The 27,000-nt window shown below is 62.2% G+C and carries 19 protein-coding genes; 11 read left to right on the top strand and 8 right to left on the bottom strand.

The genetic code is table 11. From position 1 onward, the window contains the following. Positions 1-21: 21 nt before the first annotated feature. Genes treY through DL237_RS02955 form a run of 3 tightly spaced genes read right to left on the bottom strand, consistent with a single transcriptional unit; the run spans position 22 to position 5,867 of the window. Complete coding sequence (treY, locus tag DL237_RS02965) at positions 22-2,346, bottom strand: malto-oligosyltrehalose synthase (RefSeq protein WP_119397532.1); 2,325 nt, start codon at positions 2,344-2,346, stop codon at positions 22-24. Next, entirely contained in the window at positions 2,343-4,157 is a 1,815-nt protein-coding gene (gene treZ, locus DL237_RS02960; RefSeq protein ID WP_158585579.1) for a malto-oligosyltrehalose trehalohydrolase, read from the bottom strand. The genes treY and treZ overlap by 4 nt, the downstream gene beginning before the upstream one ends. Positions 4,158-4,202: 45 nt before the next feature. Then, a complete protein-coding gene (locus DL237_RS02955; protein ID WP_119397530.1) occupies positions 4,203-5,867 on the bottom strand; it encodes an alpha-amylase family glycosyl hydrolase in 1,665 nt (554 codons plus the stop codon). A 269-nt stretch (positions 5,868-6,136) separates the two neighbouring features. Here DL237_RS02955 and glgB point away from each other — a divergent pair, with 269 nt between their 5' ends. The 5 genes from glgB to DL237_RS02930 all read left to right on the top strand — a co-directional run bounded on the left by glgB (position 6,137) and on the right by DL237_RS02930 (position 15,327). Beyond that, complete coding sequence (gene glgB / locus DL237_RS02950) at positions 6,137-8,341, top strand: 1,4-alpha-glucan branching protein GlgB (RefSeq protein ID WP_119397529.1); 2,205 nt, start codon at positions 6,137-6,139, stop codon at positions 8,339-8,341. Positions 8,342-8,421: 80 nt separating this feature from the next. Beyond that, positions 8,422-9,693 (top strand): glucose-1-phosphate adenylyltransferase, encoded by a 1,272-nt coding sequence (glgC, locus tag DL237_RS02945; protein WP_119397528.1) that lies wholly within the window; start codon positions 8,422-8,424, stop codon positions 9,691-9,693. 36 nt (positions 9,694-9,729) lie between these two features. After that, on the top strand, positions 9,730-11,202 hold the full coding sequence (glgA, locus tag DL237_RS02940; RefSeq protein WP_233544844.1) for a glycogen synthase GlgA: 1,473 nt from the start codon (positions 9,730-9,732) through the stop codon (positions 11,200-11,202). Positions 11,203-11,279: 77 nt separating this feature from the next. Beyond that, positions 11,280-13,373, top strand: coding sequence for a glycogen debranching protein GlgX (gene glgX, locus DL237_RS02935; protein ID WP_267896999.1), 2,094 nt, complete (start codon positions 11,280-11,282; stop codon positions 13,371-13,373). A gap of 187 nt (positions 13,374-13,560) precedes the next feature. Continuing rightward, positions 13,561-15,327 (top strand): ABC transporter ATP-binding protein, encoded by a 1,767-nt coding sequence (locus DL237_RS02930; RefSeq protein WP_119397526.1) that lies wholly within the window; start codon positions 13,561-13,563, stop codon positions 15,325-15,327. A 71-nt stretch (positions 15,328-15,398) separates the two neighbouring features. On the opposite strand, the gene DL237_RS02925 is transcribed toward DL237_RS02930, so the two are convergent. Together DL237_RS02925 and DL237_RS02920 are read right to left on the bottom strand one after the other, a co-directional pair. Next, a complete protein-coding gene (locus DL237_RS02925) occupies positions 15,399-15,905 on the bottom strand; it encodes a MarR family winged helix-turn-helix transcriptional regulator (RefSeq protein ID WP_158585578.1) in 507 nt (168 codons plus the stop codon). A gap of 68 nt (positions 15,906-15,973) precedes the next feature. After that, positions 15,974-17,161: a LysR family transcriptional regulator gene (locus tag DL237_RS02920; RefSeq protein WP_119397524.1), complete on the bottom strand. Its 1,188-nt coding sequence runs from the start codon at positions 17,159-17,161 to the stop codon at positions 15,974-15,976. Between the two features lie 204 nt (positions 17,162-17,365). Here DL237_RS02920 and DL237_RS02915 point away from each other — a divergent pair, with 204 nt between their 5' ends. The 6 genes from DL237_RS02915 to DL237_RS02890 all read left to right on the top strand — a co-directional run bounded on the left by DL237_RS02915 (position 17,366) and on the right by DL237_RS02890 (position 22,811). After that, positions 17,366-18,097: a PIG-L deacetylase family protein gene (locus DL237_RS02915; protein WP_119397523.1), complete on the top strand. Its 732-nt coding sequence runs from the start codon at positions 17,366-17,368 to the stop codon at positions 18,095-18,097. A 77-nt stretch (positions 18,098-18,174) separates the two neighbouring features. Beyond that, positions 18,175-19,128 carry a VOC family protein gene (locus DL237_RS02910; RefSeq protein WP_119397522.1) on the top strand — a complete coding sequence of 318 codons (954 nt, stop codon included), beginning with the start codon at positions 18,175-18,177 and terminating at the stop codon, positions 19,126-19,128. A gap of 54 nt (positions 19,129-19,182) precedes the next feature. Next, positions 19,183-19,854: a 4-carboxy-4-hydroxy-2-oxoadipate aldolase/oxaloacetate decarboxylase gene (locus DL237_RS02905; protein ID WP_119397521.1), complete on the top strand. Its 672-nt coding sequence runs from the start codon at positions 19,183-19,185 to the stop codon at positions 19,852-19,854. A gap of 14 nt (positions 19,855-19,868) precedes the next feature. Beyond that, on the top strand, positions 19,869-20,927 hold the full coding sequence (locus DL237_RS02900; protein WP_119397520.1) for a 4-oxalomesaconate tautomerase: 1,059 nt from the start codon (positions 19,869-19,871) through the stop codon (positions 20,925-20,927). 81 nt (positions 20,928-21,008) lie between these two features. Further along, positions 21,009-21,977: a D-2-hydroxyacid dehydrogenase family protein gene (locus DL237_RS02895; RefSeq protein ID WP_119397519.1), complete on the top strand. Its 969-nt coding sequence runs from the start codon at positions 21,009-21,011 to the stop codon at positions 21,975-21,977. Positions 21,978-22,055: 78 nt separating this feature from the next. After that, on the top strand, positions 22,056-22,811 hold the full coding sequence (locus DL237_RS02890) for a sulfite exporter TauE/SafE family protein (RefSeq protein ID WP_119397518.1): 756 nt from the start codon (positions 22,056-22,058) through the stop codon (positions 22,809-22,811). Here DL237_RS02890 and DL237_RS02885 read toward each other — a convergent pair. The 3 genes from DL237_RS02885 to DL237_RS02875 all read right to left on the bottom strand — a co-directional run bounded on the left by DL237_RS02885 (position 22,808) and on the right by DL237_RS02875 (position 26,924). Next, positions 22,808-23,809 carry an Ldh family oxidoreductase gene (locus DL237_RS02885; RefSeq protein ID WP_119397517.1) on the bottom strand — a complete coding sequence of 334 codons (1,002 nt, stop codon included), beginning with the start codon at positions 23,807-23,809 and terminating at the stop codon, positions 22,808-22,810. The genes DL237_RS02890 and DL237_RS02885 overlap by 4 nt on opposite strands. A 387-nt stretch (positions 23,810-24,196) precedes the next feature. After that, the gene (gene lhgO, locus DL237_RS02880; protein ID WP_119397681.1) at positions 24,197-25,387 is read right to left on the bottom strand and encodes an L-2-hydroxyglutarate oxidase; all 1,191 of its coding nucleotides are present in this window, start codon (positions 25,385-25,387) and stop codon (positions 24,197-24,199) included. A gap of 115 nt (positions 25,388-25,502) precedes the next feature. Next, on the bottom strand, positions 25,503-26,924 hold the full coding sequence (locus tag DL237_RS02875; RefSeq protein ID WP_119397516.1) for an alanine/glycine:cation symporter family protein: 1,422 nt from the start codon (positions 26,922-26,924) through the stop codon (positions 25,503-25,505). Between the last annotated feature and the right edge of the window lie 76 nt (positions 26,925-27,000).

The following is a 27,000-nucleotide window of genomic DNA, read 5'->3' as shown; positions in this document are numbered from 1 at the left end:
AACACGGGGGGCGTCGCCAGATCAACGATCCGAGTCTGCATGAGACAGGTTCAGGCTCAGCTCGGACGAGTTCACGTTGATCTCTACCGCCTGCGACGATGGCAGCCAGGGGCGCAGGGAAAGGGCAAAGGTGCGTCCGCTTTTGGATTTGCGTACAAGGGTGATGGCCCCCTTCGTGGCGTCGATTTCGATGCTGCCGGCAAGGAACAGCCCGGGGTCAGCTTTGCGTGCTGCCAGAAGGTGCGCCATGAGCCGCGCCTTTTGCCCGTCGAAGTCGCCCCGGGAGGGTAGGTCCGACAGGTGATGCAGGGCAACGGGACGGCGGTTGTCGGGATCGGTCAGATCAAGCGCGGCTGCTTCGGTACCTCGGTAGATATCGGGCAGGCCGGGCATAACGCATTTGAGGGCCAGTTGGCACAGCGACAGCGTCTGGCCCCGCTGGCAAAGACGCAGCAGTTCGGCCGGCGGGTTTGCCTGCCAGTCGGACATCAGGGCAACCGCCAATGCGCAAACCGGGTTTTCGATATCGGGATTCGGATAGGGCCAGAACGTCGCCTGCTTGGCCTCGCGCAGTGCCTTCTGCATATGGGCGGCCAGACGCGCGCCGACATCGCCGCCGTCGGGATCATCGCGCGGTCGCCAGATTGCCAGGGCGCTTTGAGTCAGCAGCCAAAGGTTTGCCGCCGTGATCTCTTTGGCATCGGCGCGCGACCTGGTCGCGCCCAGCAGTGACAGGAATGCCTCTGGGTCGTGGCTGATCGCAACGAGGCGCATTCGCGCGTCTTCGGATCGCTTGGTGTCATGAGATGACGTCAATGTCAGAGCCGCCGGCCAGTTGCGCAACCTGTCCCGGCAAAAGGTGGCAAATGCCCCTATCGACATGGTCGGATCATCGGGGTCCGCGCCGACTTCGTTCGCGGCAAGGTAGGGCACATGGCGAAAGCCGGCAGTGTCCTCATGGGCCTTGGCCAGCAGGGCGCCACTGACTTGTTGAAAGCGGACACGCAGGCGATGCGCTGCGGCACCGCTGCCCGTGGCAATTTCCGCACCCAGAATCCGCAGGACGCGATCATTGCGCAGATGTGTCGCGGCCCGATCCTGTACGGTTTGCCACAACGCAATGTCTTCGGGGCGTGCAAGGCCGTCGGCAAAGTACGTACGGTAACGGGGCATTTCGACCAGCAAGGCAATCAGCACTTCGCGCAATGTCTCCGGGCCTGTTTCCAGATGTGGCAAACTGGAGGCGAGCGCCTGTGCCAGCAGGACCAGTTGCGTCAGCTCCGCCGACAGCTCTTGGCGGATTACCTCGTGTTTCGCGGTGTGCAGGGCGCTATGAAAATCCGCCTTGCTGCCGGTCGTCTCTGCCCAGGCGCCTGCCAGGCGCGCCACGCCTTCGGGCACGCTGAGCACCGCGGTAATCGCGCGCGCAGCCTCATACCCCGTGGTGCCTGCCACGGGCCAGCTGTCGTCCAATGCTTCATCGCCGGTCAGGATCTTTTCGACCCAAATTGGCGTCTCCGGCAGACGTGCGGCCAACCTTTCCATGTAGGTAACGGGGTCTGCAAGCCCATCAACGTGATCGACGCGCAAGGCTTGAACCAGCCCGGATTCGACAAGGTCGAAGGTCAGGGCGTGCATCTCCTCAAAGACCTGCGGATCCTCGATGCGCATCCCGATCAGCGAGGTCACGTTGAAGAATCTCCGATGTGACAGATGATCGCGCTCCGTCTCCCAGTGGACCAGTTGCCAGGGCTGTGCATCATGCAGGGCGCGCAGGCGGGCGGGGTTCAGCGGGCCATACGGCAGGCCCTCGCACGTGGCCGGGTTCAGGGGAACGGACAGGCCGGCAAGGCGCAGTACGGGGCCATCAGGCTCCTGGGCCAGCTCTCCTGTTTCATTGGCGGCAACGACCTCGAACGCATCGCCCAGCATCGTCAGCCGCATGCGACCGTCCCAATCAATGTCAAAATGTCGGGCGTATCGGCTGCTGGCTCCGTGTCGCAGCACGTCGCGCAGCCAGATGTTTTCAAAGCTGAGGGTTGTGTGATTGGGCACGATATCAATGACGATATCCAGGCCATGCTTTTGCGCGCTCAGTGCCAGCTTTTCAAACCCCGCGCGCCCGCCCAGCGTCGGTTCGATCTGGTCGGGTCGGGTGATGTCGTATCCGTGGGTCGATCCGGTTTGCGCGGTAAAGATCGGTGAGAGGTAGAGATGGCTGATGCCGAGCCGCGCGAGATGCGGCAGCCACTCCGCGACCTCCGCGAAACCGACGTCATCGCGGAGCTGGATGCGGTAGGTTGCAGTCGCGGTGTTGAGCGCGTCCGGGCATCTGGATGCCATCATGATGCGGGCCTTATGCTGAGCGTGAAGGCAAAGGGATCGGTATCGATGTTTCCGACAGCGATTTCAGGCTGGGGGACATGCGGAACCGGGGTGTCAGGGGGCGAGCCGAGGTTCGCGTTGATCAACAGCTCTCCGGCAGCAAAGCGCCACAGCACGGAAAGACTGCGGGCGCCGGTCGCCTTGGCTTGCGTTGGCGCGCCTCGGCCAGATCTGATCAAGGGAAGGACATGGTCCCGTCGGACTTGAACCAGACGAGAGGTCCAGTCGCGCCATTGCGAAAGCCGATCTGCCTGCCCGAGATAGGGGCGTGACGCGTCGAAGGTTGCCCGTGACATGGGGTCGGGCACCTTGCCACTGAAAGATGAAAAACGTGAAAACTCGGCCTGCCGCCCCTTGCGGGTGGCGCTGGCCAAGGGTTCCGGCAGGTCTGCGAAAAAGCAGAAGGGGGCAGTTTCACCCGCCTCTTCGCCCATGAACAGCATCGGGATGAAAGGCGCCGTCAGCAGCAGGGCATGGGCGATCCATGCCGCTTCGTCGCCGACAAGACTGATCAGGCGGTCGCCGTGGGCACGGTTGCCGATCTGGTCATGTGTCTGGTTCGAATTGACAAAGGCCGTCACGGGCAGATGCGCCGAGGGCATTCCGCGCGGGCTGGCGCCACCTGGGCGCGGCTGGCCCTGATCGACCTGGCCTTCGCGCAGAGCCAGCAGCAGATCGGCAAGGGGGTCGGCGGCAAAGGGCGCGTAGTAACTTTCATCCTCGCCTGTCAGCAGGCAATGCAGGGCGTGGTGATAATCGTCGTTCCACTGGGCATCGTAGGGGCCGGTGACGGGCTGTGTTGGCCAGGTCAGGTTACGTTCATCCTCCAGCACCAGCCAGATGGTGCGCGGGCCAGCGGTGACGCGGGCTGTCCTGGCGATTTCGGTCAGCAGCTCCGGGTCCGACGGATCCCGGATCTGATGTGCGGCGTCGATGCGCAGGCCATCTATGTGAAAGTCGCCAATCCACATGGCGACGTTCGACAGAAAGAAGTCGCGCACGGCAGGGCGGGTATAATCGATTCCGGCCCCCCATGGTGTGCTGCGCCCTGCGTCGAAAAAGCCGGGTGCGATTTCATGCAGATAGGCACCATCAGGACCGAAGTGATTATACACAACATCCAGAATGACAGCGATGCCAAGGGCATGGGCGGTGGCGACAAACGCCTTCATGTCGGTCGGGGTGCCGTAGGTGCCATGTGGCGCATAGGGCAGAACGCCGTCATAGCCCCACCCCCGGGTTCCCGAAAACTGGGCCACTGGCATGATTTCGACAGCGGTGATCCCCAGATCCGCCAACCCGCGCAGGCGGGACGCGGCGGCGGCGAATGTCCCCTCCGGCGTGAAGAGACCGATATGGATTTCCAGGATGACGGCGTCGTCCCAGGGGCGACCGCTCCAGCCATCCTCGGAGGCGGGCCACGCATGGTGGGGGTCGACGAGGACTGAGGGCCCGTGAACGCCATCTGCCTGACGTCGGGCGGCGGGATCGGGGCGCAGGCCCGCGCCGAGATCAAAGCCATACTCCGCGCCGAAGGGGGCCGAAAACTCAAGCAGATGCCTGCCATCGGTGCCACGGTGCATGGCGTACCGCTCTCCTTGCAGGACGAGGGTCACGTGATCGGTGTCGGGGGCCCAAAGCGCGGCCTGCCAGAGAGGCGCGGCACCATCGTTGCCCCGGTTGCGAAGATGAACGCCCCAATAGGGCTGATGCTGATCTTGGATGGAAGATGGTCCGACGAGTGCGGTCTGTGGCAGTCCGGTCTGATCCATCATGTTTCCCAATGGCTTAAAGGTTTCCAGGATGCAGTCTTGGGGTCATTTGCCGGCCCTGTCATTGACAAGAAAGGCCCAGCCGTTCGGCCCGAGGGTCAGTTCATCGCCCGTCAGTTCAGCCGCCTGAGAGGGGCCGGTGATCGCCGCTGTGCCGGGGCATGGTACGCGTTGCGGGTTCGTCGACAGGTTGAAGACGCAGTCGAGCGCGTCGGCCCCGGCCCCGCGTGTGAAGCGCAACACCGGATCGGGCGCATCGACAAAACGCATCTTGCCATGAGCCAACGCAGGCGTGGCGCGGCGATACGCAATCATGCGTCGGTAATGTGTCAGTATCGAAGCGGTGTTTTCCACTTGCACGTCGACCGCGCGGGCCGCTTGCGCCGGCTTTACGGGCAGCCAAGGCGTGCCCGTGGTAAAGCCGCCCTGTGGATCCTGGGCGACCCAGACCATCGGCGTGCGGCAGCCATCGCGCCCCTTGTTGGCGGGCCAGAAACGCAGGCCGACCGGGTCCGTCAGCTCCGAGTAGAGAAGATCGGTATCGGTCTGGCCCAGTTCCTCGCCCTGGTACAGGCAGATCGAGCCTTCGAACGCCAGCAGCAAGGCAATCGCCTGTCGGGCCAGCGCATCATTGCCGCTGTCCTTGGCCGCCCAGCGGGTCGCATGACGCACGACGTCGTGGTTGGACATCGACCAGAGCGGCCAGCCATCCGGTGCGCCCGCCCAAAAGCCATTTATCACCTCGCGGAAATGGTCCGGCGTGTAGAGATCGGAAAGCATGTCGAAGGAATAGGCCATGTGCAGCTTGTCGTTGCCCGAGGTGTATTCACCCATCAGTTCGATCGCCTGATCGGCATCGCCAACCTCGCCCAGCAGCATCCTGTTGGGGTATTCATCCGTCAGGGCACGCATCCGGCGCAGAAACTCGACGTTCTCCGGGCGGCTTTTGGAATACAGATGCAGCTGCCAGTCGTAGTGGTTCACCGGGGGTTTTTCCCCTTTGAACGATTTTGCGGGGTTATCGCGCAGCTCGGGGTCGTAGAAAAAATAATTGACCGTATCGAGGCGGAAGCCGTCAACGCCACGTTCCAGCCAGAAGCGCATGGCATCCAGCACAGCCTGCTGCACGTCGGGGTTGAGGTAGTTCAGGTCGGGCTGTTCGGCGAGGAAGGAGTGCAGATAATACTGTCGACGCTCGCCGTCCCATGTCCAGGCCGGTCCGCCAAAGACCGAAGGCCAGTTGTTGGGCGGCGATCCGTCCGGCTTTGGATCGCGCCAGACGTACCAGTCGGCGCGCGGATTATCGCGGCTGGAGCGGCTTTCGACGAACCAGGGATGCAGGTTCGAGGAATGGTTCATCACCTGGTCCACGATGACTTTCAGTCCCAGGTCATGGGCCCGGTCGATCAGGGCACTGAAGTCCGTCAGCGTCCCGAACAGCGGGTCGATATCGACGTAATCTGAGACGTCATAACCCATGTCGGCCATGGGCGAGGGAAAGATCGGAGACAGCCAGATGCCGTCGCAGCCCAAGTTGGCCACATGATCGAGACGGCGGGTAATCCCTGGCAGATCCCCGATGCCATCACCGTTGTCGTCCTGAAAACTGCGGGGATATATCTGATAGAGAACGGCACCCCGCCACCAGTCGGAGCCGCCGGTATGGCGCGGTGTCTGATGCGGGTCGGTTTCGGCTGGACGGTTCGACATGCGGTGTCCCTGGTTGGCTCTGTGCGAAAGTATCTGGCGAGAATCGCAACCTTTCCGCAGCGCGTGCAAAAAGGATGGGACGGGGCGTCAGCCATTACAATGATTGCGTTAGTTGCGCGTCTTTCAAGGCTGGCGTCGGGCGAACTATGCTGATTTGATCTGCAATACGCGGATTGCAGCGACCCGAGGGCGGGGAACTGTTAAATCGATGAACGTGTTGGGTCTTTATCTGAGGCCGCGCTGGCGACTTGGGCGCGATTGGGGGGGCAATGATCAGCAATTCCGGTGAAGAGAGCGCCCATACACCCGACACGGCTGCTTTTGATGCCCTGCGTCAGGGGCGACACGGTGCGCCCTTCGATATCCTGGGTCTGCATGGTGATACCCTGGTCGCGTTCGATCCCGAGGCCGAGCGCATGTGGTGCCTGACATCTGGGTCGACCGATGCCGTGGAAATGCAGGCAGAGGGCGGCGGTGTCTTTATCCTGCGAGGGGTCCCGAAGAGTGTTGCGGCCGGTGGGGGGTACATGCTGCGAGCCGAAGGGCACGGGCGCACGCAGGACCGGCATGATCCCTATCGGTTTTCGCCGGTGCTGGGAGAGCTTGATGAATACCTGATTTCGGAAGGCCGTCACCTGCGCCTGTGGCAAAAGCTGGGCGCGCGCCCCGAAACGCACGAAGGGGTCGCGGGCACAGTGTTTGCCGTCTGGGCGCCAAATGCCCGCCGCGTGGCCATCGTCGGCGATTTCAATGGTTGGTCACCGCTGCGCCATCCGATGCGGGTGCGCGGTGCATCAGGCGTCTGGGAGATTTTCCTGCCGGATGTCGGGCCGGGCGCAGCCTACAAGTATGATATTCTGGGGCCCGACGGGGCCAGCCTGCCGCAAAAGGCCGATCCCGTTGCCTTTGGGTCCGAGCATCCCCCGGCGCAGGCCTCGATCGTGCGTCGGCTGCCCGACCGGCCTGCACCCGAGGCACGGGCTGCGCGCGCGCATCGTCAGGCGGTCTCGTCTCCGATCTCGATCTACGAAGTGCACCTTGGGTCCTGGCGTCGCAAGGTCGAAGACGACCGCAGGCGCCTGAGCTACGATGAACTGGCTGTTGAGCTGGTCGCTTATACCGCCGACATGGGCTTTACCCATATCGAGCTGATGCCGGTGTCGGAGTTTCCGTTCGACGGGTCCTGGGGGTATCAGCCGGTGGGCCTGTATGCGCCGACGATCCGGCACGGTACGCCGCGTGAATTCGCCGCCTTTGTCGCCGCGACGCAGGCGGCCGGGCTGGGGCTGATCCTGGATTGGGTGCCGGGGCATTTTCCGACCGATCCGCATGGGCTGGGCTGGTTAGATGGAACGCCGCTGTACCAATACGCCGACCCACGCGAGGGGTTTCACCGCGACTGGAACACGCTGATCTACGATTATTCCAAGCGGCAGGTGCGCAACTATCTGATCGCCAACGCGATTTATTGGCTGACGGAATATGGTGTCGATGGGCTGAGGGTCGATGCCGTGGCGTCGATGCTGTATCGCGATTATTCCCGCCCACATGGCGAATGGGTGCCCAATGTGCACGGTGGACGCGAAAACCTGGAGGCGATCTCGTTTCTGCGCGAGATGAACGTCGAAACCTACGGCGCGGCCCCGGGCATCATGACGGTCGCAGAGGAGAGCACATCTTTTCCCGGTGTCAGCAGGCCGGTGCATGAGGATGGTCTGGGGTTCGGGTACAAGTGGAACATGGGCTGGATGAACGATACGCTGGCCTACATGCACGAAGACCCGATCCACCGTGCGCACCATCATGGCAAGCTGACCTTCGGGTTGGTCTACGCGTTTTCGGAGAACTTCATCCTGCCGATCAGCCACGATGAGGTCGTGCACGGCAAGGGGTCCATGCTGGGCAAGATGCCGGGTCAGCGGGCCGAGCAGTTTGCCAACCTGCGGGCCTACTATGGCTTCATGTGGGGGCACCCGGGCAAGAAATTGCTGTTCATGGGCTGTGAGTTTGGTCAGGAACGTGAATGGAACCACGATATCAGCCTGGATTGGCATCTGCTGGATGATCCGGCCCACGCTGGGGTGCAGAACCTCGTGCGCGACCTGAACCGCCTTTACCGGGACGAACCGGCGTTGCATCGCGATGACCTGGGCGGCGCTGTGTTCGACTGGCTTGTCGAGCGGGATTCGGAGCGGTCCGTGCTGGCCTTTCTGCGCCGGGGCGAAGCCGAGGACGCCGAGATCGCAGTCGTGTGCAACTTTACCCCTGTCGAACGCTGCGATTACGCGCTGCCGTTGCCCGAGCCAGGTGTCTGGCAGGAGGTGTTGAACACCGATGCTGAAATTTACGGCGGAGGCAACCGCGGCAACATGGGTTCGGTGCGTGCGGAGGCCGTCAGTGGGAACGCGATGCCTGCCATAGCTGTTATGACTATACCACCGCTTTCCGTGATTTTCCTGCGGCGCAAGCGGTGACAGGTAAGGGCCGGGTGGCCAATGCGCCGTAGCCCGGAGGTGTCTGATCAGGATCACGACTGGCGGGGAGGGTCAGTAAAATGAAACCCATGAACACTCAGAAGCTAAGTGCACGATCAATGGCCTTTATCCTGGCCGGGGGGCGGGGAAGCCGCTTGAGAGAGCTGACGGATACCCGCGCGAAACCGGCTGTCTATTTCGGTGGCAAGATGCGGATCATCGATTTCGCATTGTCCAACGCGTATAATTCGGGAATGCGCAAGATCGCGGTCGCGACCCAGTACAAGGCGCATTCCCTGATCCGTCATCTGCAACGCGGCTGGTCTTTCCTGCGTGCTGAACGCAACGAATACCTCGACATCCTGCCGGCGTCGCAACGGGTGTCTGAAAACCAGTGGTACCTTGGCACCGCCGATGCCGTGACGCAGAACATCGACATCATCGACAGCTACAACATCGACTATATCGTGATCCTTGCGGGAGACCACATCTACAAGATGGACTACGAGGTGATGCTGCGCGAACATGAAGACACGGGCGCGGATGTCACCGTGGGGTGTCTTTCGGTTCCGCGGGCCGAGGCCAGCGCCTTTGGTGTCCTGGCGGTGGACGATAAACAGCGCATTACCGATTTCCTGGAAAAGCCGGCGGACCCGCCTTCGATGCCAGGCGCGCCGGACCTCGCACTCGCTTCGATGGGGATCTACGTGTTCCGGTGGGCCTTTTTGCGCAAGCTGTTGATTGCGGATGCGGCCAATCCAGACTCCAGTCACGATTTCGGAAACGACCTGATCCCCGGACTGGTACGCGACGGCAAGGCAATGGCGCACCTGTTTGCCGCAAGCTGCGTCACGACGGGCGAAAATGAAAAGGTGTACTGGCGCGATGTCGGCACCATCGATGCCTATCACACTGCGAATATCGCCCTGACCGACTTTACCCCTGAACTGGATATCTATGACACGGCCTGGCCGATCTGGACCTACGGCGAGGTCAATCCGCCGGCCAAGTTCATTCATGACGAAGACGGGCGGCGCGGATCGGCAGTCTCATCGATGATTGCCGGCAACTGCATCATTTCGGGCACCGAAGTGCGCGAGTCGCTGCTTTTCAACGGTGTTCGCACGCATAGCTATGCTGAACTGTTTCAGGTGGTGGCGATGCCTTATACGGTCGTCGGCAGACGGGCGCGCCTGAGCCGAGTCGTGCTGGACGCCGGCGTGAAGGTGCCGCCGGGCCTGGTGGTGGGCGAGGACCCCGAAGAAGACGCGAAGTGGTTCCGGGTCAGCGAGGGCGGAGTGACGCTCTTAACCCAACCGATGGTAGAACGATGGATGGCCGAGAACGGCTGACCCCCATTTGCCTCAGGCGCAATGAAGGACAGGAAGATGACGAGCACGTCGGAGGCGAGCGGTATGCGGCGGGTGCTGTCGGTCACGTCGGAATGCGTGCCTTTGATAAAGACCGGCGGCCTTGCGGATGTCAGTGGGGCATTGCCCGGTGCGCTGGCTGCGCATGGCTGGGACATGCGTGTCCTGCTGCCGGCCTACCCGGGTGTGGCAAAGAAGGTGGGCAAGACGCGGGTGGTCTGGCAATCATCCGATCTTTTCGGCGGCCCGGCCTCGGTCCGTATCGGCAGATCGGGCCGCATGAGCGTTCTGTTGCTTGACGCACCGCATCTGTTTTCCCGCGATGGTGGGCCCTACCTGGATCCGCAGGGGCGCGATTATCCCGACAACCCGGAACGCTTTGCTGCGCTGTGCTGGGTGGCGATGGAAATCGCCCGCGACGGCCTGACCGATGGTTGGCGTCCCGAACTTGTCCACGCGCATGACTGGCAGGGGGCGTTGGTGCCGTTGTATCTGCGCCAGCACGGGGTGCGCGTGCCCAGCCTGCTGACCATTCACAACATCGCCTTTCAGGGACTGACGCAGCCGGAGCGCCTTTCGCGCCTCAGGATCGACCCGGAGGCATTCGAACAGGGGCACCTGGAATTCTGGGGAAAGGTGGGTGTTCTCAAGGCCGGGATGATGTGCGCGGACCGGGTTTCCACCGTATCGCCGCGTTACGCTGCGGAATTGTCGCTGCCCGAATTCGGCATGGGGCTGGATGGGGTCATTGCGGCGCTGAATCGTCCGGTGGTCGGCATCCTGAACGGGATCGACCTGGAGGTTTGGAACCCCGAAACCGATCCGGCCATCACACCTTTCTCTGCGGCGCGTCCGGCGTCACGGTCAAAGAACCGCAAGGCCCTGCTGGATCGCTTCGGGCTGGAGGACGGCCCGGGGCCGCTGGCCGCCGTCGTCAGCCGGATGACCGAGCAGAAGGGGCTGGATCTGCTGGCGGAGGTGTTGCCGGGATATATCGACGCCGGGGGCAGGTTGGTCGTTCTCGGGTCCGGGGACCCCGAAATCGAAAAGGCGTTCCATGACGCTGCCGCGCGTTGGCCGGCGCAGGTCGGCATGGCACGCGGATATGATGAGCCGCTTTCGCACCTGATGTATGCCGGGGCAGACGCAATGTTGGTCCCGTCGCGCTTTGAGCCCTGCGGACTGACCCAGTTGTACGGTCTTCGCTACGGTGCCGTACCGCTTGTTGCCCCGACGGGGGGGCTGGCGGATACGGTGATCGCGGCGAATCCGGCGGCTCTTGGGGCGGGTGTTGCGACGGGCATAATGATGTCGCGCATTGATGCGGGTGGCTTGTACGATGCACTCATGCAACTGTGCACGCTGCACGCGGCGCCCACGACTTTCAAGCAGATCCAGAAGAATGGAATGAGAGCAGACTTTGGCTGGGAACGCTCTGCCGCTGCATATGCGTCGCTTTTTTCCGACATCATCACCGAGGCAACTGAATGAACGGAAATGGACGAGACCCGCGTTTGTTCGGGCCGAGTGTTGCGCGTAGCGGCGCGGGTCGGGACATCCCGAACAAGTTGGCACATCATGGTCTGTCCGCCGGTCGACCCGACCCCATGGGGGCAACCTGGGACGGGCAGGGAGTCAATTTCGCGGTATTTTCGGGCGAGGCGGAAGAGATCGAGTTGTGCCTGTTTTCGTCAGATGGGCGGCGGGAACTTGTGCGCATCCCGCTGCGCGAACGCGATGGCGATATATGGCATGTCTACGTGGCCGGGTTGTCGCCCGGCACGCTCTACGGCTACCGCGCACGGGGCCGGCATGAACCGGAGCAGGGGCTGCGTTTCAATCACAACAAGCTGTTGCTGGATCCTTATGCGCGCAAGATCTCGGGGCGTTTTCGCTGGTCGGATGCCTTGTTGGGCTATCGTCCGGGTGCAGCGCGTGCAGATCTGGGGTTCGATTCCCGCGACAGTGCCTTTGCGATGCCAAAGGCCGAAGTTGCAGATGTCAGCTTTCCCTGGGGCAATGACAGTCGGCCAAATCATCGCCGCTCTCTCTCGGTGCATTATGAGACGCATGTCAAAGGGATGACGGCGGGACATCCCGGCGTCGACCCGCGAAAACGCGGCAGCTTTCTCGGCATGGCGTCGGCCCCGGTGTTGGATCATCTGGACAAGATCGGTGTGACCACGGTGCAGCTGATGCCTGTCCAGACGCATCTGTCCGAAAGATTTCTGGTGGAAAAGGGGCTGTCGAATTTCTGGGGCTATCAGACCATCGGCTTTTTCGCGCCTGATCCGCGCTTCATGAGTGGTGGGGATATCTGGGAATTCCAGACGATGGTCCGCCGTTTTCATACTGCCGGGATCGAGGTGATCCTAGACGTCGTCTATAATCACACTGCCGAGGGCAACCAGCTGGGGCCGACGCTGAGCTTTCGGGGGTTGGACAACCGCGCCTATTACCGGCTGGCCGAAGATCCGCGCTATTACATAGATGATACCGGCTGCGGCAATACGCTCAACCTCGGGCACCCGGCGGTTCTGCGCATGGTCATGGACAGCCTGCGATATTGGGTCGAGGTGATGCATGTCGATGGTTTCCGCTTTGACCTCGCCACGGCGCTGGCGCGGGGTCCGGCCGGGTTCGATGCACGCGGCGGATTTATCTCGGCAATCAAACAGGACCCGGTGCTGCGCAACGTCAAGCTGGTCGCCGAGCCCTGGGACCTCGGGCCGGGCGGCTATCAGCTCGGGGCATGGCCGCATCCTTTCATGGAACTGAACGACCGTTATCGCGACGATGTGCGCCGGTTCTGGAAAGGTGACGAGGGCGTGACCTCAAGCATCGCTGGGCGTCTGATGGGATCGGCGGACATGTTCGACCATGATGGCCGTGCCGCCACGGCTTCGGTCAACTTCCTTGCCTCGCACGATGGGTTCACGCTGGAAGATATCGTCAGCTATTCCGCCAAGCGCAACTGGGGGAACGGAGAGGAAAACCGGGACGGCCATGAACCCAACCACTCGGACGGCATGGGGGCGGAGGGGCCGACATTGGACCCCGATATCCTTGCGGCGCGGGCAAGGCGAAAGCGCAACATGCTGGCAACGATGTTCCTGAGCCAAGGTACGCCGATGATGCTGGCGGGGGATGAGATCGGCAACAGCCAGGGCGGCAACAACAATGCCTATGCCCAGGACAATGCCATCGCCTGGGTCAACTGGGATCGCCCCGACTATGATCTGGCGGATTTCGTGGCCTGGCTGGCGCGTATGCGCCGCGATCACCCTGTCTTGCGGCAGCGATTGTTCCTGCATTCCCAGCCGCGCCATCGCGATGGTATCCCGGATCTTTTCTGGCGGCGCCCTGACGGGCAGGCACCAACGACAGAGGATTGGCACGATCCCACATTCCGCTGCCTGTGCGTCGAAATTCGGGCGGCATCGGCAACGCCAAGCTACTCCATGAGCGATGACGTGCTTTTCGCTGTCATCAACGGAGGCGATGCCTGCACCGTGCACCTGCCCGAACCGCCGGGACGCCGGCGCTGGCGACGGATCATGGATACCTCTGCCGCACGCCAGACGACGGTATTCCTGATGCCGGGCAAGAAAGAGGTCGATGTCGCGGCCGAGACAGTCGTGGTCTTTGACGCAGCCTTGTGACAGGCATGCTCCGCCGCCCCCTACTTTCAGCGATTTTCGTTATTAGGTAGCATTCCATGAAACACTACCGAGGCATCTTCGGATGCCCCGGTCGCCTTGCGGCTGAATGCCGTGCGGTGCTCTTACGCTGGAACTTCACTGGACCAGAGTGTACTTAGGCCGCGAAAGATCAGAGCGAGAGAAGCACATGCTTGCAAAGTTGTTGCCCGGCATCGAGGAAAAGTTGCTCTACCGGCTTCTGAGCGAAAACTACCAAGCCCAGGCAAAATGGTACGCGTTGGCGATCTTGTCGATGTTCTTCGTCGCCGGCACGACCGCGGCTTCGGCGTGGATCATGAAGGATATCGTGCAGTCGCTGTCCCCCGACGAACCCGCCTACAAGGTGTATGGCGTGGCGATGGCTGTGGCGGCAATCTTTGCCGTAAAGGGGATTGCCGGGTACTTGCAGGCCGTTTTCCTCAGCATCGCGGGCAACCGGATCATTGCCTCGCAACAGATTAAGATGTTCGACCGCCTCATTCAGCAAGGTGTTTCGTACTTCGGGTCCAAAAGCTCTTCCGACACGCTGGTCAGCCTGACGCAGGCCTCTCAGGCGGCACGGGCGGTGCTTGATACGGTCCTGCTCTCGTTCGTTCGGGATCTGTTTACGCTGATCGGGCTGGGCTTCGTGATGTTCACCCAGCAACCAGTGCTTTCGGCGGTCTCGATCGTGACCATTCCGGTCGCGTTGTTCGGTATCAAGAACCTGCTGAAGAAAGTCCGCGATATCGTCACGCGCGAGATGGTTTCGCTGTCTGCGATCATCAAGGTCGCCACCGAGACGTCGATGGGTATACGGGTCATCAAGGCTTTCGCCCTCGAAGATCACATGGCCGCCCGTATGAACCAGGCCGTGACCCGCGTTGAAAAGATGTCCAACTCGATTGCCCGTTTGCAGGCGGCCACGATGCCGATGATGGATGTTCTGTCGGGCCTTGCTATTGCTGCGATCCTGGCGATGAGCGCGACAACGATCTTCGGCGGCCGCGTTGTCACGTCGCAGGGGCAGCTGCTGTCGTTTTTGACGGCGCTGATCATGGCCTACGATCCGGCGCGGCGCCTCGCCTCCATGCGGATCGGGATCGAAACAGGTCTGGTCGGGGTCAAGATGATGTATGACCTGCTGGATCATCCGATTACGATGCTGGAATCCGAAAATGCCAAACCCCTGCCCGAAGGGCCGAGGCAGGTCGCATTTCGCAATGTGTCGTTCAATTACGAGGGCGGGAACGGCGAAACCGTCTTGAAGTCGCTTGACCTGGAATTCGCAGCGGGCAAGAGCACGGCGCTTGTCGGGCCGTCGGGTAGCGGGAAATCGACGATCCTGAACCTGACCATGCGTTTGTATGATCCCACGGATGGTCAGGTCGAAATTGACGGCATGGATATTCGTGACGTGACATTTGCATCATTGCGCGAAAACATGGCCTTTGTCGGACAAGACACCTTTCTTTTCGCGGGCAGCGTGAAACACAATATCGGGCTCGGCCGCGCGGACGCCACGGATGACGAGATCATAGCAGCAGCCAAGGCAGCCAATGCGCATGATTTCATCAGCAAGCTCCCCGAGGGCTACGAGAGCGATGTCGGTGAAAATGGGGGCAACCTGTCCGGTGGACAGCGTCAGCGTCTGTCGATCGCCCGCGCCATCCTGCGCGATGCCCCGATCCTGCTGTTGGACGAGGCGACGAGCGCATTGGATGCGGAATCCGAGGCGGAAATCCAGAAGGCGCTTCATGACTTGTCGCAGGGGCGCACGACGATCCTGATCGCGCACAGGCTGTCTTCGGTCATGCGTGCCGACCAGATCATCGTGGTCAAGGACGGTGAGATCCTGGAGCAAGGCACACCTGCTGAGCTGTTGAAAAACGAGAACTTTTTCAAGCGATCCTACGATCTGCAATACGATATGTGAGACGAAGTTGGATCACACAACCTGGCGAAGGGGGATCGCGCTGCTTCGGCTGATTGGGCGGAAGGGCGGCCTCAGTCGACCCCCAGAACCTTTTGCAGCAACATTTTCAGATCCGCCGCTTCATCAGGGTTAAGCCTTTCGGCGACCTGGTTCTGAAGGGCCGGATTGCGCGACATGCCATCCTTCAGCGTTTTCAGCCCATCCGAGGTCAGGCGCACGACCACCGATCGGCCGTCCGCCTTTGACGAAATGCGCTCGATCAGGTGTTTTCGCTCCATCCGGCGGAGGGTGTCGCTGACCGTATTGACGTCCAGCGCGACGATATCGCCAATCACTTTTTGCGAAACACCGGGGTTTTGCGCGATCGCGACAAGCAGAACCATCTGCCGCGAGGTCAGGCCCGTTTCTCCAAAGATACCGCTGAAGAGATATTCGTTACGGAAATGCGCGCGTCTGAGCAGATGCGACAGAGTGTCGAGAATTGCGACATCTTTGACCGCTTCGGCAATATCCGCATCTAAACGTGAGCGATTTTCTGTAGGCACCAACAGGCCTTTCGGGACCGAAAACACATACATATCTGAATAACTGCTAAGCTGCCTAAACGGCAAGTCCATAAATCGGAGCATTGCATTTTATCGACAGTTCAATTGTCAACGCTGCAAATATTGCGTTGTCGTACGGCAATTGAAATTTCATCAATCAGCATTTTCTGCCCTTTCGTCGGTATCCAGCCGAGACGCGTCGTCAGTCCGATGGGGCGGCGTGTTTCGTGCAGTTCCGTGCGCAATGGCACCATGAGACCCAGATCCACCTCGGCAGCGGCCTGGAGGCGCGATATGAAACCAATGTGATCGGATTGCTGCAACAGTTGCCGCATCAGGATCATCGATCCGGTTTCAATCAGGCTCTGAGGCGTTGGCCGGCCCGCAAAAAGCTGATCGAAAATCCGGCGCGAGGGAGTTCCCTTTCGCGCCAGTATCCAGGGAAACCGGATGGTTTGCGACAGCGTGACCCGGTCCTGACCGGACAGAGGGTGGCGCGGTCCTACAACAAGGATCAGGTCATCGGCAAACAATTCGGTCTGGACAATGTCCCCGATCGGAACCGGCTCGCGCAGCGCCCCTATCAGGAAATCAATCTCGCCGCGGCGCAGGCCGGCAAGAAGGTCGTCATAGGGCCCTTCATCCACCCGGATCAACACGGATGGCCGGCGCTTGCGGAACTCAATGATCGCCTGGGACAGCATGAAGGACCGCGACAGCGGCATCGCCCCGACAACGATCTGCCCCGCCTCGCGACCTGCCAGATCCGCCAGGTCCATGACCGCTTGATCCAGTTCGGCAAAGGCCAGGCGGGCTGCATCGGCCAGTTGCCTTCCGGCGCGCGTGGCGCGGATACCCATCGCGGTGCGTTCGAACAGCGGCTTGCGGGCTTCGGCCTCCAATCGGGCGACGGCGCGGTGGACCGACGGCTGCGCCAGGCCGAGGTGGCGGGCCGCCAAGGTAAAGTTTTCCAGCTCGCGCACCGCGATCAGCGCGTCGAGTTGAGAGGACGTCGCCGTAGCGATCAGGCGGGGCGAAATGGGCGCCGCAGCCTGATCTATCCGGGTCAGAGCACGTTTGACCCGCTGGGCCAGTGCCGCACCGGCCTCGGTCACGTAAAGCCCCTGCGCCTTGTGTTTGAACAGAGGTTGGGAAAATCCGTTTTCCAGTTTTGCGATGGCCTGGGTCGCCGCGGGTTGGGACAGGTGGCATTCCTCGGCTGCGCGTGACACCGATGAATGATGCACGACAGCCAGAAACACCCTAAGATGCCGCAGGTTCCATTTCATGTCCGGCCCTTTCCCGATGGATATGCGCCTGCATCCGCTTGTGCAAAACTTATACGGATTGCAGATTTTGTGAAGGGCATCAGTGCTTTTTGCCGAACTGTGTGAGTATCCTATAGCGTGCTCTTATGGATTTGCACGGCGTTCAAATTTGGCATTTCTGCCGTTCGGGCGCAGATTGGGGCCAAATTCGAAAGGAGTTCTCTGATGTGTTCGAAGCCAACCGTTCTGGTGATCAGCGCCCATGCCGCCGATTTCGTCTGGCGCTGTGGGGGTGCCATCGCGTCTCATGCCGAGCAGGGCTATAACGTCACGGTAGCCTGCCTGTCCTTTGGGGAACGCGGGGAAAGCGCGCGCCTGTGGAAAGAAGGCAAGTCGCTGCAGGAGGTCAAGGACATCCGCCGCAAGGAGGCCGAGACCGCCGCCGAAGCCCTGGGCGTGCACGAGCTGGAATGCTTTGACCTTGGCGATTACCCGCTGCACCTGGAGAAAGAGGACAAGTTCCGCCTGGTCGATTTGATCCGCAAGGTTCAGCCCAAGTTCATGATGAGCCACAGCCAGTACGACCCCTATAACACCGACCACATGTACATGACGCAGGTCGCGCTTGAGGCGCGGATGATCGCGCAGGCCTGGGGGCACAATCCGGGCGAAAAGGTGCTGGGCGCACCGCAGTTGTATCTGTTCGAGCCGCATCAGACCGAGCAGATGGGATGGAAACCGGACACATTCCTCGACATCACGTCTGTCTGGGACAAGAAGCGCGCGGCGATGGAGTGCATGCAGGGGCAGGTTCACCTCTGGGATTACTACACGCGGGTTGCCCAACAGCGCGCCAACCACTTCAAACGCAACTCGGGCGGTCAATCGGGCGGGCGTGATTGCCAGTATGCCGAAGGATTCCAGTCAATCTTTCCGCGCACTGTCGATACGCTGTAGGAGGGCTTGAGGACAGGTCGCGGTGGTAGTGCCGGGGCCTGTTTCACTGTCCGACCTCATTCTGAACGGAGACACGAATGTCCGACTTTGACGATCTGGCGCACCTTGGCCATGTCGAGATGCTGACAAACAAGTTTGACGAAAGCCTTGATTTCTTTACCCGCATCTATGGTCTGACGATCAGTGGTCAGGATGAAACCTCGGCCTATCTGCGGGCTTGGGATGACTATGAATTTTGCACGCTGAAGCTGACCCGTTCGGATACCACTGGCGTCGGGCACATCGGCTATCGCGCGGCCTCGCAAGCGGCGCTGGAGCGTCGTGTGGCGGCGATTGAGGCAAGCGATTTCAAGGTGATCGGCTGGAACGACGGCGATCTGAGCCACGGGCGTGCCTTCCGCTTTGAGGATCCCTTTGGCCATGTCTTCGAAATCTATTTCGACACGGTCAAGTATCGGCATGGCACGGCGGACAAACCCGCGCTGAAGAACAATGCCAGCCGGTTTCACCATACGGGGGCCGCTCCGCGTCGCCTCGATCACCTGAACCTGCTGTCCGAGGACGTGACGGAATTCCGCCGTTTCATGGAGACCTGTCTGGGCTCGAAAGTGACCGAGATGATCCAGTTGGACAACGGGCGCATCGGCGGCTGCTGGTTCACGGTCAACAACAAGGGCTATGATCTGGCTTGCACGGAGGAGCACGGCGGCGGGCAGGGCCGTTTCCACCATGTCACCTATGCCGCCGATCAGCGCGAAGACATCCTGCGGGCCGCCGACATCTTTCTGGAAAACGGTGTGCATATCGAGACGGGACCGCACAAGCACGCGATTCAGAACACGTTCTTCCTCTATGTCTGGGAGCCTGCGGGCAACCGGGTCGAGATTGCAAATGCCGGTGCGCGCCTGATCCTGGATCCCGATTGGGACCCTGTCGTCTGGAGCGAGGCCGACCGCAAAAAGGGTCAGGCCTGGGGTCTGAAGACCATCGAGACCTTTCACACCCACGGCACCCCGCCCATCGAAAAATAAGCGTTTGCGCGCCCCGCCCGCCGGGGTGCGACCCCATTCCAGAAGGAGGCTGTCATGGCCGTTGTCGTTCAGAATATCCAACGCGCCGATCCGGCGATCATCGAGGCCCTCGGGCAGGCGGGCGTTGCCACGGTGCACGAAGCACAGGGCCGCAAGGGCCTGCTGCAAAGTCACATGCGTCCGATCTACAAGGGGGCGATGATTGCCGGCAGCGCCGTGACGATTTCGGCCGCGCCGGGCGACAACTGGATGCTGCATGTCGCCATCGAACAGTTGCAGGCGGGTGACATCCTTGTTCTGGCGCCGACCTCGCCCTGCGAAGACGGGTATTTCGGTGACCTTTTGGCGACGTCCGCTATGGCGCGCGGCTGCCGCGGGCTGGTGATTGACGCCGGTGTGCGCGACACGCGCGATCTGACCGAGATGGGCTTTCCCGTCTGGTCCAAGGCGGTCTTTGCCCAAGGCACCGTCAAGGAAACGCTCGGCTCGGTGAACGTTCCTATCGTCTGCGCCGGTGCGGCAATCGAGGCGGGTGATATCATCTGTGCCGACGACGACGGTGTCTGCGTGGTGAAACGTGACGAGGCAGAAGAGGTGCTGAAGGGCGTTCAGAAACGCCTCGCGGCAGAGGAAGCCAAGCGAGTGCGGCTTGCGGCAGGCGAACTGGGCCTCGACATCTACGACATGCGCCCACGGCTTGAGGCGAAAGGCCTCAAGTACATCTGACAGGAGCGAAGAACATGAGCGACGGCATTCCCTGCATCTGGATGCGCGGCGGCACCTCCAAGGGGGCATATTTTCTGGCTCAGGATCTGCCGGCGGGCGTGGCAGAACGCGATGCCGTCCTGCTCAGCCTGATGGGCAGCCCGGATCCGCGCCAGATCGACGGGATCGGCGGTGCGGATCCGCTGACCTCGAAGGTTGCGATCCTGTCGCCGTCAACGCGCGATGATGCGGATGTGGATTACCTGTTCCTGCAGGTTTTCGTGGATCAGGCGGTTGTCACGGATGCGCAGGCCTGCGGCAATATCCTTGCTGGCGTCGGTCCCGCCGCGATTGAGCGGGGCCTGGTGCAGGCCAGCGCCGCCGTGACCGAGGTGCGCATCCACATGTTGAACACAGGCGAGGTGGCGGTCGCAAAGGTGCAGACGCCGGGTGGCAAGGTCACCTACGCGGGCGATGCCACGATCGACGGTGTGCCGGGTCAGCACGCGCCGGTGCCCTTGATGTTCACAAAGATTGCCGGCTCGATGACAGGCGGTGGCGTGATGCTGCCAACTGGCAATGCCGTTGACGTGATCGACGGGGTGGACTGTACGCTGATCGACAACGGGATGCCTTGCGTGATCCTGCGCGCCGCCGATGTCGGCGCGTCGGGCACCGAAACGCGTGACGAGATGGAGGCGAACACCGACCTGAAGTCCCGGTTGGAGGCGATCCGGTTGCAGGCGGGGACGCTGATGAACCTGGGCGATGTCTCTGACAAATCGGTGCCCAAGATGACCCTCGTTTCGGCCCCAACGGCGGGGGGCACCCTGTCGACACGCAGCTTTATCCCGCACCGCTGTCACGCCAGCATCGGCGTGTTTGCCGCCGTGACCGTGGCAAGCGCGTGCCTGGTCGAGGGTAGCCCAGCAGCCGGGCTGGCCAATTTGCCAAAGGATGGGACCTTTTCAATCGAACATCCGACGGGGGCGGCCGAGGTTCTGATCGAAACGGATGCCGATGGCGCGATCCTGGCCGCCGGCACTCTTCGCACGGCGCGCAAATTGTTCGAAGGTCTGGTCTTTCCGCACTAAGTTGGCAGATAAGGGGCCGGTGTTCCCTCCCTGGCGAAGGGCACGACAGGGCATTGGCTGATCCGCAGAAAGAGGCCGCGCGTGAAGATTCACATACTCGACGACTGGTTCGACACGTTGCGGCAACTGCCGTGTTTTCAACTGCTTGAAGGGCATGAGGTTACGGTCTGGACGGACCATACCGAAGACCTCGACACGCTTGCGGACCGGCTGAAGGATGCCGAGGCCCTGGTGCTGTTTCGCGAACGCACCCATGTCACCGCACCGTTGCTGGAGCGTTTGCCGAACCTGCGGCTGATCAGCCAGCGTGGCGTTTATCCGCACGTCGATGTCGAGGCCTGCACCGCCAATGGCGTCATGCTGTGTTCCCGGGCCAGCGGCGATGCGCCGCCAAATGCCGCGGCCGAGCTGACCTTTGCGCTGCTGCTGGCCGCGGCGCGACAACTGCCGCAGCAGATGCAGAGCCTGCGTGCCGGGCATTGGCAGATGGGTGTGGGCCAGACGGTTTCGGGGCGCCGCCTGGGTCTTTACGGCTATGGTCGGATCGGTCGGCAGGTGGCGCAATACGCCGATGCCTTCGGCATGAAGGTCTGGTGGTGGGGCAGCGACGCGGGGCGCGCCCGTGCCGAGGCGGATGGTGCCGAAGTGGCCCCGAGCCGCGCCAGCTTTTTCGCCGAGAGCGATTTCGTCAGCCTGCATGTGCGTTTGACCGCCAGCACGCGAGGCCTGGTCACCGCGACAGATCTGATGCGAATGAAATCTTCGGCCAGCTTTATCAACACGTCGCGGGCAGGTCTGGTCGAAGAGGACGCGCTGGAGCAGGCGCTGGCCGCTGGTCATCCCGGCACGGTGGCGCTGGACGTGTTCGACAGGGAGCCGTTGACCGATCCCAGCGATCCCGTGATCAGCCATCCCAACGTGATCTGCACGCCGCACATCGGGTATGTCACCGAAGATGAACTGGACCTGCAGTTCACCGATATCTATCAACAAATTCGCGCGTTTGCGGCAGGTGCGCCGATTCACGTGATCAACCCGACCGAGGGCTAGGCCCCCAGCCCAGCCGCCACCGCGCAGACCGAAAATCACACCGGCCTCAGTCTGGCCTGCCGTTGAGTGAGGGCCCTGATGGACCACGTTTCCGACTTTCTGTTCAATGGGTTGCCAGCACATGTCGGGGTGCTTCTGGCGGTGATGAGCTTTTTCTGCTCGTTCATCACGGTCGCCCTGGGCATAGGGGGCGGGACGCTGCTGCTGGCGGTCATGGCCAACCTTGTGCCGCCGCTGGCGCTAATCCCAATCCATGGCGTGATCCAGTTCGGATCGAACCTTTTTCGTGCGGTGATCCTGATCCGGCATGTCTATTGGAAACCGTTCCTGGCGTTTGCCATTGGCGCGGTGATCGGCGTCGCGATGGGTGGATCGGTCGTGGTCAACCTGCCCCCCGCACTGGTCCAGATGGGCGTTGGCCTGTTCGTGATCTGGAGCATCCTTTCCAAACCGCCAAAGTGGCTGGCGCGTTGGCCTGCGTTGACCGGCTGGCTGTCCAGTTTCCTGTCGATGTTCTTTGGCGCGACGGGCCTTTTCGTGGCGAACTTCGTCAAGTCACTGCATCTGCCGCGGCAGAAACACGTGGCAACTCATGCAGTTATGATGACCTTGCAGCATGTGTTGAAGACCATCGTCTTTGGCACGCTGGGGTTTGCCTTTGGGCCCTGGGCGGGGTTCATCGCGATGATGATCGCAGCGGGGTTCGCGGGCACGCTGGTGGGGCGGCTGCTGTTGGAAAAGATCAGCGACCACAATTTCAAGCGGGCGCTGAACGTGGTGCTGATCCTGATTTCGCTGCGGTTGATCTGGGCGGGCGTGTCGGGGCTGATCTAGCGGGCGATGGCGTCGATGGTGCGCAGAAGGGCGGCGTCGACGGCGATGCCGTCTGCGGTGATCTGCCGGCGGATCGCCTGGCGGCGGCGACCGGGCAGGCGGGCGCCCTCCATCCCTTCGATTTCACCGGCGAGCGCGGCAAAGCGCGCGGTGGCGTGAGACCCGAAAACCCCGGCGTCGATGGCGATCAGGGTCTGACCAGTGGCGGGCGGGCCGCCTTCGGAGGTCAGGAAAGGCGTTGTTTCGTAACCGTAATTCGCGTTCGTCAGACCGGCGCAGAGCATCTCGACCATGATTGCCAGTGCGATCCCCTTGTTGTCACCCATGGGCAGCATGTTGCCCTTGAGCGCCGCGTGTGGATCGGTCGTTGGGTTGCCATCGGCGTCCAGCGCCCAGCCTTCGGGGATGGGTTCATCCTTTTGCGCGGCGGTCATGATCTTGCCCCGCGCGACCTTGGAGAGGGAGATGTCGATCACCACCGGATCGGCCCCTTCGATCGGGGCGGCAAAGGCGATGGGGTCGGTGCCGAACAGCGGGCGATCGCCGCCCCAAGGCGCCATGGAGGCCGGGGCATTGGCCACCAGAAGGCCGATAATCCCTTGTTCTGCAAGCTTTTCTACCGGTACGCCGGCAACGCCGCAATGGTGCGAGCGGTGGATGCCCGCGATGGCGATCCCGTTGGCGCGGGCGGCCCCCGGCAGCCAGTCGAGCGCGAGGTCGAGGGCCGGGTAGGCAAAGCCGTGCGCCGCATCGACATAGAGCGCGCCGGGCCGCGTCTGCTGTGCCGTGGGGATCGCGAAACCGTCGACCTTGCCGATCAGCGCCTGATCGGCATAGGCGGGAATGCGGCGCATCCCGTGACCAAATTGTCCTGCAAGTTCAGCGGCAAGCAGGGCGTCGGCGACAGCATGGGCGTTGGATTCAGAGGTGCGGCAACGCAACAGGGTCTGCACGATCAGCGCGCGGGCGTCAGAGAGGGAAAGGCGGGTTTCGGACATGAGGGGGCGCTCGGATCAGGGGAGGGTCGGGGCGGAGTTGGCCCCGTGACGGGCCGGAGGTCAAGGCGATAGCGGTAAGATACCGACTTGGGGGGTCAAGTCATTGAAAACGCTGAATCCGAACGTCGGTATTAAGGCGGTATCTATACGGTATCCGAACGGTGCAATTTTCGGACAGTCGCGGCATGGCGGCAATGCGGTGCCGGCCCATGGCCGGGGCCGGTCTGAGGGGTTCGGGCGCGATATGGAGCGGCTTGGACCGCAGCCGGGCGGGCCAGTGTTGGGCCAGTGTTGGGGCATTGTTGGGGCCAGTGTAGGGGCCAGTGTTGGGGCATTGGCGCGGGGCGTCGAGAGGCGGCGTGCGCCCGGCAGGCGATGCCCCCCGGCTCAGGCGGCCAGGACGCGATCCGCGATCATGTCACCGATGGGCAGGGCCGAGGTCGCGGCGGGCGACGGCGCGTTGCAGACATGCAGCATCCGGTCGGTGTTGCGGAACACGAAATCGCTCTGCATGGTGCCGTCCTTCATCACCGCCTGGGCCCGGATGCCGCAGGTCATCGGGGTCAGGTCGGACAGCTCCAGGTCGGGGCAATACCGCTGACATTCGCGCAGGTAGCGGGACTTGAACAGGGAATTGCCCAATTCGTTCAGCCCCGGTTTGATGAACTGGCGGATGGACGACCAGAAGCCGGGAAAGGACACCATGTCGAGGCTGTCGCGCAGGTTGACGGAGAATTTCGGATAGCCTTCGCGGGCAAAACCCAGCATGGCGTTCGGCCCCACGGTGACCGAGCCGTCGATCATCGGGGTCAGGTGGGTGCCCAGGAATGGCAGGCCGGGTTCGGGCACCGGATAGATCATCGCGCGCACGACATCATTGCGGCGCGGCGCAAGGCGATAGTATTCGCCGCGAAACGGCACGATGCGCAGATCGAGGTCGAGCCCGGCCATTTTCGCCACGCGATCCGATTGCAGACCGGCGCAGGCGATGAGGCGGCGGGCCTCGATCACGCCGCTGTCGGTCGTGACGGTGACGCTGTTGCCGCCCTCTACGATGGCGCGCGGCTGGGTGGCATAGCGGATCTCGGCGCCCTGGGCGATGATTTCGGCGGCCATGGCATGGAGCAGGTCGGTATAATTCACGATGGCGGCTTCGGGGACGAAAATCCCCTTGAGGCCGGTCACGTTGGGTTCGCGGGCCGTGATCTCCTCTCCGGAAATCAGCTCGGCCCGGATGCCGTTTTCGCCGGCGCGGTCATAGAGGGCATCCAGGCGCGGCACTTCGTCCGGGCGGGTGGCGACGATCATCTTGCCGCGATCCTCGTACGCAATGGCGTGCTGCTGGCAGAATTCCTTGGTGCGCGCGGCCCCCTCGCGGCAAAGGCGCGCCTTGAACGAGCCGGGGGCGTAGTAGATGCCGGAGTGGATGACGCCGGAATTATGGCCCGTCTGGTGCTGACCGAGGGCGGTTTCCTTTTCCAGCAGGATCAGGCTGGCGCCGGGGGTGCGGGCCAGCAGGGCGCGGGCGGTGGCAAGGCCGACAATGCCACCGCCGATGATGCAATAGTCGTGGATCATGTTGCAGGCCCCCCCTTGGTTCGGGCGCAAGATCGCGCCTTGGCGGCGGCTGTGCAAGGGGCGCATGAAAAAGGGCGCCGCAGGGGCGCCCTTCTTGCAAGGTGTCAGACCGTGATCACTTGGCGTCAGGCCAGGCGGTCGGGTCGGTGTCGAGGTCGGGGAACGCCTTTGGATCGAAGACGGGGCGTTTCACACCGGCGTTCAGCTGGGCGCGGAAATCGTTGATCAGCCGCAGGGCGATGGGGAACATCATCATCAGGGCCAGCAGGTTGACCACGGCGAGGATGCCCATCATCGGATCAGAGAAGTTGAAGACCGCCGTGGCCCCCGGTGCGACCGCGCCCAGAAAGACGATGAAGATGATCGCGAGGCGCAGGACATGCAGCGCCATCTTGCTTTTCGTCATGAAGTTCAGCGCGTTTTCCCCGAGGTAGTAATTGTACATGATCGAGGAGAACGAGAAGAGGAAGATCGCGGCGGTCAGGAAGTACTGCGCCCAGGCGCCGACGTGGCTGACCATGCTCTGCTGGGTCAGCGCGACGCCGTCGATGCCTTCGGCACCGGGTTGGTAGACATCGCCCAGAAGGATGATGAAGGCCGTGCTGGAGCAGACGATTATGGTGTCGATGAAGACCGAAAAGCTCTGGGTGATGCCCTGGCTGACGGGGTGGCGCACATAGGCGGTGGCCGCGACGTTGGGGGCGGAGCCGAGGCCGGCCTCGTTCGAGAAGAGGCCGCGACGCAGGCCCTGTGCGATGGCAGCACCCATGCCGCCGGCGACGGCTTCGCGGAACCCGAAGGCATTCGCGACGATATCCCAGATCACGGCGGGCAGGCCGGTGAGGTTGAGCAGGATGACGATCAGCGCCATGCCGAGATAGCCGAAGGCCATGATCGGGATGATCACATCGGCCGCCTTGGCGATCCTGTGGATGCCGCCATAGACGATCAGCCCCGTGGCGATGGCCAGGAAGGCACCGGTGTAGAGGCGCGGGATCGCGAGGCTGTCAAGCGCGGCCCCGGCGACGGTGTTGCCCTGGAAGGCGTTGAAGCCGATGGCGAAGGACGCGATCAGGCAGACGGCATAGACAACGGCCAGCCAGCGATAGTTCTGCCCCAGCCCATGCACGATGGCCTGCGCCGGGCCGCCACGATAGGCGCCGCCTTCCTCGGACCGTTTATAGGTCTGTGCCAGCGTCGCCTCGACCAGGGCCGAGCACATGCCGATCAGCGCGATGGCCCACATCCAGAACACCGCCCCGGGGCCGCCCGCGGTGATCGCCACGGCAACCCCTGCGATATTGCCGCCGCCGACGCGCCCGCCGACCGAGACGAGAAGCGCCTCGCGCGCGCTGATCTGGTTGGGGTCGGCATCGGGGCTTTTGCCCAGCACGCGGAACATGCGCGTGAAAAAGCGGAACTGCACGAAGCCGCTGGTGATGGTAAAGAAGACACCCAGCACGACGAGGAAGGGGATCAGCGCCCAGCCCCATGTCAGGTCGTTGATTGCATTGAAGATCGTGTCGAGAAAGCTCAAGGTTCGTCCCCCTTTTTTGATCTTTTGCGGCAGGGCCGGCTGGCTTTGCCTGATCAATTGTTCGCGTTGTGATGAA

The organism is Pseudooceanicola sediminis (assembly GCF_003575965.1).
Taxonomy (GTDB): domain Bacteria; phylum Pseudomonadota; class Alphaproteobacteria; order Rhodobacterales; family Rhodobacteraceae; genus Pseudooceanicola; species Pseudooceanicola sediminis.
This window is presented reverse-complemented; position numbering and strand designations above follow the sequence as displayed.